Below are 15963 nucleotides of genomic sequence, written 5' to 3'. Positions count from 1 at the left end.
ATACTCCTTATGCTTTTACTGCAGCAACAATTTTTTCTGCGGCATCAGATAAGCCGTTTGCAGAAATTAGTTTAAGACCAGATTCATCAAGTAATTTTGCACCTAGTTCTGCATTATTCCCTTCTAAGCGAACAACAACAGGTACTGTTACATTTACTTCTTGAACCGCTGCAATAATTGCTTCAGCAATCATGTCACAACGCACAATACCACCAAATATATTGATCAGTACACCTTGTACTGACTGATCCGCTAAAATGATCTTGAATGCTTCAATTACACGTTCTTTCGTTGCGCCACCACCTACATCCAAGAAATTTGCAGGTTGACCACCATAGAGTTTAATGATGTCCATGGTTGCCATCGCAAGACCTGCACCATTCACCATACAACCAATATTACCTTCTAAAGCAACATAGTTAAGATCAAACTCAGACGCCTTAAGCTCACGCTCATTTTCTTGCGATTTATCTCTTAAAGCAGAAACTTCTGGCAAGCGATATAAAGCATTCGAATCAATACCGACCTTGGCATCGACACACAAAATTTCACCATTTTCACGGACTGACAATGGATTAATTTCAAACAATGCGAAATCATTTTCTACGAATGCTTGATAAGCTGCAGACATAATTTTAACAAATTGATTAATCTGTTTATCTTTCAGCTCTAAAGCAAAAGCGACTTCACGAGCTTGGAAAGGAAGTAAGCCAACCAATGGATCTACTTCAACTTTGATAATTTTTTCTGGAGTTTCTTCAGCGACTTTTTCAATTTCGACACCACCTTCAGTAGAAGCCATGAAAGTAATACGACGAGATGAACGATCAACAACTGCGCCTAAATACAATTCACGCTCAACTGGATAGACATCTTCTGCAACAAGTACACTGTTAACAGGTTGCCCATTTGCATCCGTTTGATATGTAACTAAACGATTACCAATAATTTGCGAAGCATATTCTTTTGCTTCATCAGCTGACTTAACGACTTTAACGCCGCCAGCTTTTCCACGCCCACCGGCATGTACTTGTGCTTTCATAACAGCGAATTTGCCGCCTAGCTGTTCAAATGCTTTTACTGCTTCCTCTGCATTTGTAGCGATGATGCCTTCCTGAACTGGCATACCATATTTTTTTAACAGCGATTTCGCCTGATACTCGTGTAAATTCATTGTTTTACCTTTTACTACTTTTCACTTTTTATGACACGCCAATATTTAAACTTCCTTCGCAATAAATATTGGCATTTATTAAATTTAGTATTCTAGTTTTAGATGATTATTCAAACAAAAACAACCACCAAATGCAAAAAGAGCGGCCTCAGCCGCTCTTTTTTGTGTTATTTACGTTTACGCTGAATCGCATGAATTGCTCGCCCATCTACTGCTAACGCAGCTTCATGAACTACTTCAGAGAATGTGGGGTGACCAAATGTCATTAATTGAAGATCTTCAACGCTTGATACAAATTCAAGTGCGATCATACCTTGGTGAACGATATCAGACGCAGCAGGTCCAATCACGTGCATACCAAGCAAACGATCAGTTTTAGCGTCAGCAACAAATTTCACGAAACCAGCGTTTTCTCCAGCTGCCATCGCACGACCATTCGCTGCGAAACCAAATTGACCTGTTTTAACTTCGTGACCTTTTTCTTTCGCTTGTTCTTCTGTTAAACCAACCCACGCCGCTTCAGGGTGTGTATAGATCACAGAAATAATCGTGTCATAGTTCACTTGAGCTGCGTGACCATGAATACGTTCAACAGCCATTACGCCTTCTTCCATTGCTTTATGTGCAAGCATTGGACCACGTACTAAGTCACCAATTGCATATACACCTTCAACAGAAGTTGCACACCAATCATTTACTTCAACCAAACCGCGTTCAGTAAGTTTAATGCCAGAATCTTCTGCTAATAAACCTTCTGCATATGCTTTACGACCTACGCAAACGATCAATTTGTCGAAAGTCTGAGTTTTGTCTTCGCCACCTTGAGTATACTTAACTGTCACTTCACGACCATTGATTTCTGTACCAGCTACTTTTGCGCCAACACGAATATCAAGACCTTGCTTCGTTAATACTTTTTGGTAATCTTTAGCCAAAGCTTTATCAGCCATTGGTAAAAATGCATCCATTGCTTCAAAAACAACAACTTCTGCACCCAAACGACGCCATACTGATCCGAGTTCAAGACCAATTACACCTGCACCAATTACACCTAAACGCTTAGGTACTTCTTGGAATTCAAGCGCGCCAGTAGAATCAACGATAAGATCTTGATCTACAGGAGCAACAGGAATATTTACAGGAACAGAACCAGAAGCAAGAATGACATATTTAGGTTCTAAAATTTGAGTTTCACCTTCATGTGGAACAAACTCAACTTTTTTACCAGCTAATAATTTACCTGTACCCTGCAACCATTCAATACCGTTACCTTTCAATAGGCCATCGATACCCATTGTAAGTTGGTTGACGATTTTATCTTTACGAGCAAGTAACTTTTGAAGATCAAATTTCACTTCGCCCGTTGTAATACCATGATCATCTAAATGATGAACAGTATCTTCATAACGATGTGAAGAGTCTAAAAGTGCTTTAGATGGGATACAACCCACGTTCAAGCAAGTACCACCTAAAGATGGTTTTCCTTTATGAATACGCTTTTCAATACACGCAACTTTGAAACCCAGTTGTGCTGCACGAATAGCAGCTTCATAACCACCTGGACCACCGCCGATTACTACTAAATCAAATTGTTGAGACATTCTTCTCTCCAAAAATGGGCCTAGAGGATCGCTCTAAGCCCATGGATTTATTCTTTAGAATTAAAGATCAAGGATAAGTTTAGCTGGTTCTTCTAACAATTCTTTGATTGTTACAAGGAAACCTACTGCTTCTTTACCATCAATTAAACGGTGGTCATAAGAAAGCGCTAAATACATCATTGGTAAGATTTCAACTTGACCATTTACCGCCATTGGACGCTCTTGGATTTTATGCATACCCAAAATTGCAGTTTGTGGCGTATTTAAAATTGGTGTTGAAAGCAATGAACCGAAAGTACCACCATTAGTAATCGTGAATGTACCACCTGTCATGTCTTCAATGCCGAGCTTACCATCACGTGCTTTGAATGCGTAATCACGGATTCCATTTTCAACTTCAGCATAATTCATGCGATCAGTATCACGTAATACTGGAACTACTAAACCACGGTCAGAAGATACCGCTACACCGATGTCATAGTAACCGTGATAAACAATATCATCACCATCAATTGAAGCATTTACAGCTGGATAGCGTTTAAGTGCTTCAGTCGCAGCTTTAACAAAGAATGACATAAAGCCTAAACGAGCACCATGACGCTTTTCAAAAGCATCTTTGTACTGAGCGCGCATGTCCATGATTGGCTTCATGTTGACTTCGTTGAACGTCGTTAACATTGCTGTTTCTTGCGTTGCAGCAAGTAAACGCTCAGCCACACGCTTACGAAGACGTGTCATAGGAACACGTTTTTCAATACGCTCACCTACAGCTACGCTTAATGGTGCAGCAGCAGGAGCAGCTGGTTTAGATTGGTGATTCGCCACATCTTCTTTAGTGATACGGCCACCACGACCTGTACCTGAAACTTCTGATGCATTAATACCAGTTTCAGTTAATGCCTTACGAACAGCTGGAGCTTGGTCTTGAACAGGAGCTTGAGCACGTTCAACAACAGGAGCAGCACCCGCTTCTGTAGCAGCAGCAGCTTGCTCAACTTTCTCTTCAGATTGAACAGCTTGAGTTTGAGAAGCACCTGAAACAGCACCTGCTTCAAATGTAGCAATTACTTCATCAGAAAGAACTGTGTCGCCTTCACCTTTGATGATATTTGCAATCGTACCATCTGCAGGAGCAACAACTTCAAGTACAACTTTATCCGTTTCGATATCACAGATCACTTCATCACGTGATACCGCTTCACCTGGTTGTTTGTGCCAAGTTGCAATTGTTCCGTCTGCAACTGACTCTGGGAATACCGGTGCTTTAATTTCGGTTGCCATTCTTAAGATTCTCCTGATTATTCTGCTACGATCGCAAGCGCTTCGTTAACGAGTTGTGCTTGTTGTTTTGCATGTAAATATGGTGAGCCACAAGCCGGTGCAGCAGATGCTTCACGTCCTGCATAGCTGATTTGAATTTGTTGACCTGACTTCATAACACCTTCGTACAAACGTGGTGCGATGAATAACCAAGCGCCTTGGTTCTTCGGTTCTTCTTGCGCCCAAACAAGCTCTTTCACGTTTGGATATTGTGCAAGTACTTCCGCTAAACGTGCTTCTGGATATGGGTACAATTGTTCAACACGAACAATAGCAGTGTTGTTCAATTCATTTTCACGACGCTTTTCAAGTAAATCGTAATAAACCTTACCACCACAAAGCACTACACGTGTCACATCCAACTTATTGATGTTATCAACTTCATCAATCACAGTTTGGAAAGTGCCGTTCGCTAATTCATCAAGATTAGATACCGCTAATTTATGACGTAATAATGACTTTGGAGACATGATAATCATTGGTTTACGAATTGGGCGAATCGCCTGACGACGTAAAGCATGGAAAATCTGTGCAGGAGTTGTAGGCGTCATCACTTGCATGTTTTCTTCAGCACATAGCTGTAAGAAACGCTCTAAACGAGCAGATGAGTGCTCTGGACCTTGACCTTCAAAACCATGTGGAAGAAGCATCGTTAAACCACAAACGCGCTCCCACTTTGTCTCACCAGAAGCAATGAATTGGTCAATAACAACTTGAGCACAGTTCGCGAAGTCACCAAATTGTGCTTCCCAAATAATTAAGCTCTTAGGTAGAGTTGTTGCATAACCATATTCGAATGCCAATACTGCCATTTCAGACAATAATGAGTCATAAATCGCTGTACGCGGTTGATTTTCTTTAATATGACAAAGTGGAATATACGTCGAACCGTCAACTTGGTTATGTAGCTTCGCATGACGATGCGAGAATGTACCACGACCAACATCTTCACCAGTTAAACGAACAAGATAACCCTCGTCCAATAACGAAGCATAAGCTAGAGTCTCAGCTGCACCCCAGTTCAATGGCATTTCACCAGTTTGCATTTTAAGACGATCATCGATCACCTTAGAAACTTGACGCTGCATCACGAAGCCTTCAGGAAGCTCACGCATTTTGCGACCAAGTTCTTTTAAACGCTCTTCAGGGAAAGTAGTATCCCAAACGTCAGTGTATTCGTGACCTAAGTATGGCGTCCAGTCAACGAACATTTTTTTATTCGGTTCAAGTACAAGTGCATTCGCAACATGCTTACCTGCTTCTAAATCAGCACGGTAATCTTCGATCATCTGATCTGCAGTCGCACGATCAATTACACCTTCTTGTACTAATTTGTCAGCATATAATGCACGAGTCGTCGTTTTCTTATTAATGACTTGATACATCATTGGCTGAGTTGCTGCTGGCTCATCTGCTTCATTGTGACCGCGACGACGGTAACAGAACATATCGATAACAACGTCTTTACGGAAAGTATGACGGAAATCATGTGCAAGTTGAGCAACAAACAATACAGCTTCAGGATCATCACCATTCACATGGAAGATAGGTGCCTGAATCATTTTCGCGATATCAGTACAGTATTCAGTAGAACGTGCATCACGTGGATCTGATGTTGTAAAACCAACTTGGTTATTGACAACAATATGAACTGTACCACCTACCGTATAACCACGTGTTTGTGACATTTGGAAGGTTTCTTGGTTCACACCTTGACCAGCAAATGCAGCATCACCATGTACGATTACTGGTAATACATCATCACCACCAATGTCTTTACGACGAACTTGACGAGCACGTACTGAACCTTCAACTACAGGCCCTACGATTTCTAAGTGTGATGGGTTAAATGCCAATGCCAAATGAACTTCGCCACCTGGAGTCATTACGTTTGACGAGAAACCTTGGTGATACTTAACGTCACCAGAACCTTTCTTGTGAAGTGATTTACCTTCAAATTCACCGAAAAGATCTGCTGGGTTTTTACCCATGATATTGACAAGCAAGTTGAGACGACCACGGTGTGGCATACCGATCACAACTTCTTTACATCCCACAGAACCTGCGCGTTGAATAACAGCATCAACCATCGGAATGAAAGATTCACCGCCTTCCACACCAAAGCGCTTAGCACCAACATACTTATTGCCTAAGAATTTCTCTAAGCCTTCAGCTGCAGTTAAACGCTCAAGAACATGTTTCTTTTGTTCTGCTGAAAAACCAAATTGACCTTTCACACCTTCAAGACGTTGTTGAATCCAACGTTTCTCTTTAGTGTCAACAATGTGCATATATTCAACACCAATAGAAGCGCAATACGTCGCCTCCATCGCATTGACCATTTCACCTAAAGTTGCTTCAGTTTTGCCAATTGCAAGATTACCTGTATTGAATACAGTATCTAAGTCAGATTTGGTTAAACCATGAGCCGCTAGATCAAGATCAGGCACTTCTTCTCGTTTTGCCAAACCTAATGGATCTAATTTTGCTTTTTGATGACCGCGGTTACGGTATGCAGCGATTAATTGTAATACGCCAATCTGACGACGCTCATGCTCAGAACTAACTGAACTTTGAACGACAGGCTGAATACGGTTTGAGTTACGACCCAATAAAAGGAATTGCTCACGTACATTGCTGTGTGGTTGATCCCCTTTTGGGAACTTACCAAAGTATTCTTGCCAATCAGCACCGACTGATTCTGGAGCAACTAAATACTGCTCATAAAGTTCTTCAATATACGCTGCACTGTCAGCGGAAAGTTCAGTGTCAAGACGCAATGCGTCAGCAACTTCTTGCATTTGTGGACCCATTTCCTATTGCAAAACATTACAGGGAGCTTTCTAAGCTCGCCCATGATTGATAATGCCAAATCGGTAAATTGACATTCACCCATCTGGTACAAAAGACCATGGGGCGTATAGCATTAGAGAGTTTCTAATACCAATGACGAATCATAACGCCCTCATTGGCATCATCACTCATCTTTATACTCGATAAAATTACCGAGCAATTTTTGCAAATTGACTTAGAAAAAAATAAAAATATTAGTCTTTTCTAAAGCAACTTTTCAATTTCATTATCCCTGCTTTCAGCTTAACACCAAACCACCAAAATGTTGATTTAATGTACAGATTGAATAATATTCATGCTAAAAATTTTGTTCAAATCCTATCATGAACTTCACTTCAAACTGATTTTATTGACACATACCATTCATAAATTAGCTAAATACAACTATAAACCATTGAGATAATATAAGGTGCATTTAGATAAATTCTATTAAAATTCATAATTATTAGACTAAAGCCTAAAACTATAGATTTAAATACATGCAACTTGGATCATAAAACCGATATCTTAACATTTTAAAAAGATATTTGCAGATGCAAAACGTTTTCATTTATCCCTAAAGTGCATATTTTTTTATGATTGGGGCAAATCTAACCACTTCAACCAAAATATCTCGAAAACTAAATTTAACATCAAGTTTTGATTAAAAAAAAAGCACACCTAAGTGTGCTTTTTTTTTGGAACAGCATTATCCAGCTTGATCTAACAACATGCTACGAATGTGACCAATCGCTTTTGTTGGATTTAGACCTTTAGGGCATACTGATACACAGTTCATGATACCTTTACAACGGAATAAACTGAAAGGATCGTCTAAACGAGCCAAACGGTCTTGAGTTGCAGTATCACGCGAATCAATAATGAAACGATATGCATTCAACAATGCTGAAGGACCCAAGAATTTATCAGGGTTCCACCAGAATGATGGGCAAGATGTTGAACAACATGCACAAAGAATACATTCATACAAACCATCAAGATGCTCACGCTCTTCTGGAGATTGTAAACGCTCTTTAGGTGGTGCAGGTTGATTATTAATCAAGAACGGTTGAATTTTGTCGTACTGATCATAGAACTGATTCATGTCTACAACCAAGTCTTTGATTACTGGAAGACCTGGTAATGGACGAATAGTAATTACTTCTGGCAAATCGTTTAGGTTCCAAAGACACGCTAAACCATTTTTACCATTGATGTTTACACCATCAGAACCACAAATACCTTCACGGCATGAACGACGGAACGTTAAAGTTTCGTCTTGAACTTTCAATGCAAGTAGCGCATCAAGCAACATACGGTGCTTATCAGTCAACTCAAGCTTGAATGTTTGCATGTACGGTGCTTTATCCTTATCAGGATCGTAGCGGTAGATATTAAATGTACGAGTACCTCTACTCATCTTACTTCTCCCAATTAGAATGTACGTGGTTTAGGTGGAATAGCATCAACTGATAAAGGCTTGTAACGTACTGGTTTGTACTCAAGACGGTTATCAGCAGAGAACCATAAAGTATGCTTCATCCACTCATCATCACGACGGCCGTAAGGATATGCTGGATGATCTGGAGATTCTTCAAAATCTACAACAGTATGCGCACCACGACATTCTTTACGTGCAGCTGCAGAGATTAAGGTTGCTTTTGCAACTTCGTATAAGTTTTCCACTTCAAGTGCTTCAATACGTGCAGTATTAAATACTTTTGATTTGTCTTTTAAGTGGATATTACGGATACGAGGCTCAAGTGCAAGAATCTCTTTCACACCTTTTTCAAGAAGTTCAGTTGTACGGAATACACCTGCATGGTCTTGAACGATATCACGAATTGCATCAGCAACTTCTTGCGCGTTTTCACCTGAAGTTGACTCATCTAAGCGACGGATACGCTCAACAGTTTGCTGAAGCACAGTTGTTGGAAGCGGCGCATATTCATCACCGTGATGCTTAGTCACATAGTCAATGATATGTTCGCCAGCAGCTTTACCAAATACAACTAAGTCAAGCAATGAGTTTGTACCTAAACGGTTAGCACCGTGTACAGACACACATGAACATTCGCCAATCGCATAGAAACCTTTCACTGGTTTAGTGAAATTGCGATCCGCAGCATTGGTAGAATAAGTATCGCTGTCTTTGTCGTAATGTGCTTCTAGCGGAGTAGTTTCACGCGATTCAGGAACAACAACTTGACCATGAATGTTAGTTGGAATACCACCCATTTGGTAATGGATTGTTGGCACAACAGGAATTGGCTCTTTTGTGATGTCAACGTTCGCGAACTTCTTACCAATCTCAAATACAGATGGAAGACGTTTCATGATCGTATCAGCACCCAAGTGCGTCATATCAAGAAGGATATAATCACCTTTAGGACCACAACCACGGCCTTCTTTGATCTCTTGGTCCATAGAGCGTGATACGAAGTCACGTGGTGCTAAGTCTTTCAAAGTTGGAGCATAACGCTCCATGAACGGTTCACCGTCTTTATTACGAAGGATTGCACCTTCACCACGACAACCTTCAGTTAACAATACACCTGCGCCTGCAACACCTGTTGGGTGGAATTGCCAGAATTCCATATCTTGTAATGGAATACCTGCACGAGCAGCCATACCAAGACCGTCACCAGTGTTGATATATGCGTTTGTAGATGCACGGTAAACACGACCAGCACCACCAGTTGCGAACAATGTTGCTTTCGCTTGGAATACTGCAATTTTACCTGTTTCTTGGTCAATTGCTGTAACACCAAGTACATCCCCTGCTTCGTTACGGATCAAATCAAGAGCGATCCATTCTACGAAGAATTGTGTACCCATTTTCACGTTGCTTTGATAAAGCGTGTGAAGAAGTGCGTGACCTGTACGGTCGGCAGCAGCACAAGCACGAGGAACAGCTTTTTCACCGTAGTTCGCAGAGTGACCACCAAATGGACGTTGGTAGATTGTGCCGTCAGCGTTACGGTCAAATGGCATACCTAGATGTTCAAGTTCATATACAACTTGTGGCGCTTCACGAGTCATAAACTCAATTGCGTCTTGGTCACCTAACCAGTCAGAACCTTTTACTGTGTCATAGAAATGGTAGTGCCAGTTATCTTCTTGCATGTTACCAAGAGAAGCACCAATACCACCCTGTGCAGCTACAGTGTGAGAACGCGTTGGGAATACTTTAGTCAATACCGCAACTTTCAAACCAGCTTGAGCAAGTTGGTAAGAAGCACGCATACCAGAACCACCACCACCAACGATGACAGCATCGAAAGTTTCGTGTGGAATATTTGTATAATCTTCTTTAGGGTTTATAGCGCCCATGATTGTTTCCTATCAATTCGCCCAAAAAATCTGGATTGCCCAGATCGCATATGCAAATACAGCAATAATGACTGCTGAAGTCAGTACTAGGCGTAAACCTGATGCTGATGGACCCATTTGACGAGTCGTCACATAGTCAGTGAATACTTGCCACATACCAATCCATGCGTGTGCAACAAGAGATAAGACTGCCAATAAAGATAAAATCTTCATTGGTAATGTCATCATAAAGCCGTACCACTGTTCGAAGTTGAAACCACCATTACAAAGGATCCAACCAAACACCACAACAGTATAAACAGCTAAAACTACAGCACTTACACGCTGGATAAACCAATCGCGAGAACCTGAACCCGTTAAACCAGTAGCACTTTTCATTAGAGTACGATCCATACAAATGATGCAACGATACCAATTGCAGATAAAATTAATGCGATTGTTGCTGCTACACGACCACTTTGTAACTCTTCAGCGATACCCATATCAGCAAGCAAATGCTTGATACCTGCGATGAAGTGGTAGATTAAGCCAGCGACAAATACCCATACGATGAAGCGCACGATAAAGCTATCAAAAATAGCTTGAACTTGTGCAAAGCCCTCAGGAGAAGACAATGATTTGTCTAAGATCCATAAAAGAACTGGTACGAGTAAAAATACGATGACACCTGAAAGACGGTGTAAAATAGATGCAATAGCCACAGGGGATTTTAAGTTTACGTCTAAAACTTGACCCATGGACAAATTGACAGGTCTGTTGCTTTTCACAGCGGGCATCCTGTAGTTAAAAACTCCATCCGGAGTTTGTTGGAATTAATTCGAAGGAAAGCTGGCATTTGTTAGACAAATAAATTGTCTAAACCTTTATACGACACGGAATTATAAAACGTGCAATTTCAAATTACAAACCTACGAAGCAGGCGTCAACCATAAAATATTTTTAAATAAGAATCATTTACATCTACTTTCTTACAGTCAAGTCATCTCTTTATTTAAATACAAACACTAAGCCATTAATATTTATATCAATTTATTTTAATTTAGTGTTACTGAACTCAAATGTTCGATTTGTCTTAATTAGACTAAAGCACAACTCACTACAAAAATATATTTTTTTTAAGAAATATAATATTTATTTTATTTTTCAAAAACTTAAAGAAATTTAATTCTCAAATAATTTGTACTTTTAATACTAATTAGAAAAATGAATATTGCTCACAGGGTCATTGTTTTTTTATCTAATTGAATTGAGTAATTTCAAATGTAAAAAAGGATAAAAATCATATGCACTTATAAATTAATTACAAAATGAACTTCATTTTCTAATGTTGAGCTCATCACTTAAAATGTAATGAAACATCATGAATTAAACACTTTTTAATCAATTAGTAAATAAAGTGAAAAAAAATATTTCATTGTCATTATTGGTCTATTTATTCAGTCTATCATCTTAAAAAAACAGACAAATTCTATAAACAATCGCTTTTCACAACCTTTAACATATTGATAAAAGGTATTAATAATCAAGCATTACTTGGTTTAAATCATCAAAATATGCACGTTTTTGTCTTTTTTTTTATGCCACTACCGTTGAATTTGTCTTATTATACGGCGGCGCTAGTGAAAAGCAGATAAATTCCTACTGATTAACTGAGTTTAGAACCAGTCACTTTAGGTCGTCATTTTTATCCATAAGTATAATTGACAATTTTTGACTACTCACTAAGCTTAGAGCAAATTTTGAAACCGTCTAACTCACGGATTACAACAGATTATTTCGGGTTAGATAAAACATTCACCAGGACAGGAGATCTATTGAATGTCTGAAGCAACTGGCAAAAAAGCCGTATTACAGCTTGATGGCAAAGAAATTGAATTACCAATTTACAGCGGCACATTGGGCCCAGATGTAATCGACGTTAAAGATGTATTGGCCGCAGGTCACTTCACTTTTGATCCTGGTTTTATGGCTACAGCGTCTTGCGAGTCTAAAATCACATTTATCGATGGTAATAAAGGTGTTCTATTACACCGTGGTTATCCAATCGACCAACTAGCTACTAAAGCCGATTACTTAGAAACTTGCTACTTATTATTAAATGGTGAGCTTCCTACAGCTGAGCAAAAAGAAGAGTTTGACGCTAAAGTTCGTAACCACACTATGGTTCACGATCAAGTTAGCCGCTTCTATAACGGTTTCCGCCGTGATGCACACCCTATGGCGATTATGGTTGGTGTTGTTGGTGCGTTATCAGCGTTCTATCACAACAACCTTGATATCGAAAATGTTGATCACCGTGAAATTACTGCGATCCGTTTGATTGCTAAGATCCCTACGCTTGCTGCGTGGAGCTACAAGTATACTGTTGGTCAACCATTCGTTTACCCACGTAATGACTTAAGCTACGCTGAAAACTTCTTGTACATGATGTTTGCTACTCCAGCAGATCGTGATTACAAAGTTAACCCTATTCTTGCAAAAGCAATGGATCGTATCTTCACGCTTCATGCTGACCATGAACAAAATGCTTCTACGTCTACAGTACGTTTAGCTGGTTCTACTGGTGCTAATCCGTATGCATGTATCGCTGCTGGTATCTCTGCACTTTGGGGTCCTGCTCACGGTGGTGCAAACGAAGCTGTTCTTAAGATGCTTGATGAAATCGGCTCTGTAGAAAACGTTGCTGGCTTCATGGAAAAAGTGAAGACTAAAGAAGTTAAACTCATGGGCTTCGGTCACCGTGTTTATAAAAACTTCGATCCACGTGCTAAAGTAATGAAAGAAACTTGTGATGAAGTTCTTGGTGCTTTAGGTATCAATGATCCACAGTTAGCTTTAGCAATGGAATTGGAGCGTATCGCACTTTCTGATGAATACTTCATCAAGCGTAACCTTTATCCAAACGTTGACTTCTATTCAGGTATCATCCTTAAAGCGATTGGTATCCCAACAGAAATGTTCACTGTAATCTTCGCACTTGCACGTACTGTTGGTTGGATCAGCCACTGGTTAGAAATGCACAGCGGCCCATACAAGATTGGACGTCCTCGTCAGCTTTACACTGGCGAAGTTCAACGCGATATCGTTCGTTAATTCGAACTGCGTCGACAGTCAAAAAACCACCCTTTGGGTGGTTTTTTTATTATCTGATTAAGAACAAAATATTGTTTTCAGCCCTGATGAAATACAAACCTCGTATATCTAGAATATCTACAAACAAAATAAGCCTGATTAAATCAGGCTTTTTGATCAGTGTTGTGAATAATGATCCAAGTTTAATGAGCTTAACTGCTGTTTTAATTTTGCAAGAGACCATGGCCATGCTGCAAAGTTACGACCATTTTCATCCAAATAGTAACTCTTACAGCCCCCTGCATTAAATACAGTGGTTTTAAGATGTTTTTGAACCAATTGATTATGTCGCTTAACAACGTCGTCTTTAATCACAAGCTTGTTAATATTTTGCTTTTTGATCTTTAGTAGGCCATCAAGAATATAATCTAATTGAGCTTCAGCAATACCAATAAATGAGTCATACACCAGAATATTTGATCCTAACACCAAAAATGCATTTGGTACATTGGTAATACTTGCACCCAAATAGGCTTCTGGTGAACTATTTTTCCAGCGATCCGCCAAGAGCTTCCCATCCATATCATAAATGCGCTTACCAATTGGCGGATGCGATACTTCAAAACCCGTACCCCAAATGATTACATCTACTTCATGACGCTCACCATTGGCCGCAACAACCGTATTCCCATCAATCTCAACCAATCCTTCATTGATTAGTTTCACATTATCTTGCTGCAATGCTGGATAGTAATTGTTGGCAAATAAAAGACGTTTACAACCAATATCAAAATTTGGTGTGACTTTTTTTCTTAATTCATCATCTTGAATTTGCAATTTCAATAATTGTTTGCTTAAGAAATTCACAGGTTTCAACACTTTCGGATTACGCAAACCAAAGTTAATGCCATTTAAAATTTGGGCAATACTGCTCCGCCAAGTGGATTGAATAACGGGAAATTTCTGGATCAGTGATTTCGCTTGATCATTCAAATTCATATCAGCTTTTGGCAACACCCAAGGTGCTGTACGCTGAAACACAAAGAGTTCTTTCGCTAATGGCTGAACCTGAGGAATAAATTGAATCGCTGAAGCACCTGTACCAATAACAGCAATACGTTTACCTTTAAGATCGTACTCATGATTCCATCTTGCAGAGTGAAACATTTCCCCCTTGAAACTTTCTATGCCCTTAATTTTTGGAAATGATGGCTCAGTAATCGGTCCCGTTGTAAAGATTACCGTTTTTGCTAGATACTTTCCTTGAGAAGTTTCTAACGACCACTGCGCCTTCTCGTTATCCCAACGTGCTGCTTTTAATTCATGATTAAATTGGATTTTTTCAGTCAGTTGATGCTTCTCAACCACTTCCTCAAGATAACTTAAGATTTCTGGCTGCTTGGCAAACAAATGACTCCATTTGTGACTTGGCGAAAAGGAAAAAGAATATAAGGCTGAAGGAACATCACATCCACATCCTGGATAATTATTATCGCGCCATGTACTACCAACTCGGTTCGCTTTTTCCAACACAATGTAGTCGCGATAGCCTGCCTGATTCATTTTATATGCCGCAGCGATACCTGAAATACCTGCACCAACAACAATCGTGTCATACACCTTTTGTTGTTGTTCAACTTTACGTTCTTTATCTGCATTGTTTTTTTTTCTTTGCTTTTACTTCTGTTTTTTCAGATTGATCATCACTTTGAATTTTTAAATCTGCTTTGCTTTCAAATTCGTTATCGAGTGTCATTCTTTTATCTCTCTATTATTTTACAAACCGCTTAAACCATGGATAACCTACACCTAACATTTTGGTATATAAGGTCGGTGAAGCACGCTTCATCAACCAAAATAATTTCGCGTCTGGTTGTGGAATCGTATAAAGAATGCCTTTATCTAAATTGTTTAAGGTTTTTTGTGCAACTTGATCGCTTGTGACAAATGCATGATTCTGCAATAAATCATCCGCTAAACCCGAGTAATTGGAAGGTAATCACCCATTCTTCATAATATTGGTAGGTACTAAAGTTGGGCAAAGCACATTCACACGGATATTATCTTGATGTAATTCTGCAGATAACGTTTCTGATAATGCGAGTACACTGGATTTCGTCACGTTATAAGCTGTCATTTCAGGTGCAGCTGTAAATCCTGCTGCTGAAGCAACATTAATAATTGCCCCATAACCCTGTTTTTTAAACTTCGGTACAAAAAAGTGGCAACCATGAATCACGCCCCATAAATTGACATGCATACACCATTGCCAATCTTCTAGTGTCACCTCATCAAACTTACCCCCTAACCCCACGCCAGCATTATTAATAACAAGTGTCACAGGATGATTAAAAAGGTTTTCTGCTTGATTCGCCAATCGCTCAACATCTTCCTTTTTTCCCACATCGCAGGATTCAGCAAATGCTTTTTGCCCTGTGGTCTGAGAAATCAGCTGAACAGTTTCTTCAGCTGCAGCTAAATTAATATCAGCACACACCACTTGACCACCACGTTTTGCAATTTCCAATGCAAAACTGCGTCCAATACCACTTCCCGCACCCGTTACCACAGCATAAGCCTGATGGCTCGGTTTAATTTTCTTCTTAAAAAAAAGCATGAATTATCCTTATT

At 39.7% G+C, this 15963-nt stretch carries 10 protein-coding genes and 1 pseudogene; 1 reads left to right on the top strand and 10 read right to left on the bottom strand.

All coding sequences use genetic code 11. The features are described 5' to 3' along the window. Positions 1 to 7: 7 nt before the first annotated feature. From sucC to sdhC, 8 genes are all read right to left on the bottom strand, one after another. Complete coding sequence (gene sucC / locus AC1M9D_RS03475) at positions 8 to 1174, bottom strand: ADP-forming succinate--CoA ligase subunit beta (RefSeq protein ID WP_481611511.1); 1167 nt, start codon at positions 1172 to 1174, stop codon at positions 8 to 10. A 167-nt stretch (positions 1175 to 1341) separates the two neighbouring features. Continuing rightward, positions 1342 to 2775 carry a dihydrolipoyl dehydrogenase gene (gene lpdA / locus AC1M9D_RS03470; RefSeq protein ID WP_035268502.1) on the bottom strand — a complete coding sequence of 478 codons (1434 nt, stop codon included), beginning with the start codon at positions 2773 to 2775 and terminating at the stop codon, positions 1342 to 1344. A gap of 60 nt (positions 2776 to 2835) precedes the next feature. Continuing rightward, positions 2836 to 4056: a 2-oxoglutarate dehydrogenase complex dihydrolipoyllysine-residue succinyltransferase gene (gene odhB, locus AC1M9D_RS03465; RefSeq protein ID WP_035268505.1), complete on the bottom strand. Its 1221-nt coding sequence runs from the start codon at positions 4054 to 4056 to the stop codon at positions 2836 to 2838. A gap of 17 nt (positions 4057 to 4073) precedes the next feature. Beyond that, positions 4074 to 6896 (bottom strand): 2-oxoglutarate dehydrogenase E1 component, encoded by a 2823-nt coding sequence (locus AC1M9D_RS03460; RefSeq protein WP_481611510.1) that lies wholly within the window; start codon positions 6894 to 6896, stop codon positions 4074 to 4076. Positions 6897 to 7636: 740 nt separating this feature from the next. Then, entirely contained in the window at positions 7637 to 8347 is a 711-nt protein-coding gene (locus tag AC1M9D_RS03455) for a succinate dehydrogenase iron-sulfur subunit (RefSeq protein ID WP_035268507.1), read from the bottom strand. 14 nt (positions 8348 to 8361) lie between these two features. Next, a complete protein-coding gene (gene sdhA / locus AC1M9D_RS03450) occupies positions 8362 to 10260 on the bottom strand; it encodes a succinate dehydrogenase flavoprotein subunit (protein ID WP_035268510.1) in 1899 nt (632 codons plus the stop codon). A 12-nt stretch (positions 10261 to 10272) separates the two neighbouring features. Then, positions 10273 to 10638, bottom strand: a complete 366-nt coding sequence (gene sdhD, locus AC1M9D_RS03445; protein WP_035268511.1) for a succinate dehydrogenase, hydrophobic membrane anchor protein — start codon at positions 10636 to 10638, stop codon at positions 10273 to 10275. Beyond that, positions 10638 to 11036, bottom strand: a complete 399-nt coding sequence (sdhC, locus tag AC1M9D_RS03440) for a succinate dehydrogenase, cytochrome b556 subunit (RefSeq protein ID WP_179997761.1) — start codon at positions 11034 to 11036, stop codon at positions 10638 to 10640. The genes sdhD and sdhC overlap by 1 nt, the downstream gene beginning before the upstream one ends. A gap of 1042 nt (positions 11037 to 12078) precedes the next feature. Here sdhC and gltA point away from each other — a divergent pair. Continuing rightward, positions 12079 to 13353: a citrate synthase gene (gltA, locus tag AC1M9D_RS03435; RefSeq protein ID WP_035269948.1), complete on the top strand. Its 1275-nt coding sequence runs from the start codon at positions 12079 to 12081 to the stop codon at positions 13351 to 13353. A gap of 156 nt (positions 13354 to 13509) precedes the next feature. Here gltA and AC1M9D_RS03430 read toward each other — a convergent pair whose 3' ends face one another. Next, complete coding sequence (locus tag AC1M9D_RS03430) at positions 13510 to 14952, bottom strand: flavin-containing monooxygenase (RefSeq protein ID WP_481611509.1); 1443 nt, start codon at positions 14950 to 14952, stop codon at positions 13510 to 13512. A gap of 151 nt (positions 14953 to 15103) precedes the next feature. Then, a pseudogene (locus tag AC1M9D_RS03425) lies at positions 15104 to 15949 on the bottom strand (SDR family NAD(P)-dependent oxidoreductase). Positions 15950 to 15963 lie beyond the last annotated feature (14 nt).

It is taken from the genome of Acinetobacter sp. ANC_7682, assembly GCF_056779795.1.
This window is presented reverse-complemented; position numbering and strand designations above follow the sequence as displayed.